We start from the raw sequence: 1449 nt of genomic DNA, 5'->3' as shown, positions 1-1449 counted from the left end.
ATGCCGACCTACCGGGAAAATTTGAAGCGGGAACGCCCAATGTGGCTGGCGCATTAGCGCTCGCCTGTGCGATTGAGTGGTATCAAGCTTTTCCTAAGCCTGCGGTGTTACAACATCTGCATGAGTTACAGAGCAAAACCTATGCGGCGCTCTGTGAAATAGAGGATGTCAAGGTGATTGGCTACCAACCCCAATCCAGCATTATCAGTTTTATTTTACAGGGCGTGCATCATCAAGATGTTGCTACCTTATTGGATCAACAAGGGATTGCGGTACGAGCGGGCCATCACTGTGCACACCCGCTCATGGAAGCATTTGGCTTACAAGGTACGGTACGCATTTCATTTGGAATATACAACAACGAACAAGATGTAGAGCAATTTATCCATGCACTCCATAAAGCCGTTGAAATATTGTAGGATAATTGGGCAAGATTTAGGGCGGGGTTATCCTAGATCTTGCAAGATTTTATCCGCCATGGCTTTTAAACCATTTCCCCGAGATGGGCTTAAATGAGCCAATAAGCCAAGTTGGGAGAAATAACCATCAATATCAAAACTGAGGATCTGCTCTTTGGTTTTGCCCTCAAAAGCAGCCAGCAATAAAGCAATCAGCCCCCGCACAATACGAGCATCTGAATCAGCACAAAAATGCCATACCCCCTCTTGCTGTTGACTGACTAACCAAACCTGGCTCTCGCACCCTGCGACACTCACTTGCTCACTCTTTAATGCTTCTGGCATAGCAGGTAACAGCTTCCCCCACAGGATCAACTGTCGATAACGCGCTTCCCAGCCTTGTAGGGTCTGCATCACAACCAGGACATCATCACTGGTAATCTCTGAACCAAAGGGGTGAGAAGGAAAAAGCATGCTCTATCTCCAATGATAAAAATCAGCGGGTTAATAATAAAAAATAAAAATAATTCAATCGATTAAGCGCGATGCTTTTGAATCAATTTCTCAATGATACGAGCAACTGCGACAAAACCAAAACTGGCCGTTACCACCGTAGCAGCGCCAAAACCACTGGCGCAGTCCATACGCTTGGGGCCTTCCGCGGTTGATTTTACCGCACAAACCGAACCATCCGCTTGAGGATATTTAAGCTGTTCGGTCGAAAAAACGCACTCAATACCAAATTTACGGGCCGGATTGGTTGGAAAATGATGATGGCGACGCAAACGGTCTTTGAGTTTTTTCGCTAAAGGATCTTGAATCGTCTTGGTTAAATCTGCCACTTTAATTTGCGTGGGATCCGTCTGCCCACCCGCACCACCGACGGTGATCACTTTTATTTTATGGCTGCGGCAATAAGCCAGCAACGATGCTTTAGCCGGTAAGCTATCAATCGCATCGAGTACGTAATCAAAATCTTTACTCAAATAAAGATGCTGATTGTCAGGGCTGATAAAATCATCAATCAAATGGATTTGACATTCAGGGTTAA

The 1449-nt window shown here is 45.5% G+C and carries 3 protein-coding genes; 1 reads left to right on the top strand and 2 read right to left on the bottom strand.

The window, feature by feature from the left end:
* A partial coding sequence (locus tag B7C60_RS19135) for an aminotransferase class V-fold PLP-dependent enzyme (RefSeq protein WP_245869323.1) occupies positions 1–419 on the top strand: 419 nt, incomplete at its 5' end.
* Between the two features lie 27 nt (positions 420–446).
* On the opposite strand, the gene csdE is transcribed toward B7C60_RS19135, so the two are convergent.
* Complete coding sequence (csdE, locus tag B7C60_RS12160; protein ID WP_099611873.1) at positions 447–872, bottom strand: cysteine desulfurase sulfur acceptor subunit CsdE; 426 nt, start codon at positions 870–872, stop codon at positions 447–449.
* A gap of 62 nt (positions 873–934) precedes the next feature.
* The coding region (locus tag B7C60_RS19130) for a ThiF family adenylyltransferase (RefSeq protein ID WP_245869321.1) at positions 935–1449 on the bottom strand (515 nt) is incomplete at its 5' end.

Source organism: Vibrio fujianensis (assembly GCF_002749895.1).
Classification (GTDB): domain Bacteria; phylum Pseudomonadota; class Gammaproteobacteria; order Enterobacterales; family Vibrionaceae; genus Vibrio; species Vibrio fujianensis.
The sequence above is the reverse complement of the archived record's forward strand: the minus strand, read 5'-3'. Positions and strand labels throughout refer to the sequence as shown.

Bases quoted from the DNA above. Each gene is read 5' to 3' on its own strand.
- csdE (WP_099611873.1), bottom strand. From the start codon at position 872: ATGCTTTTTCCTTCTCACCCCTTTGGTTCAGAGATTACCAGTGATGAT.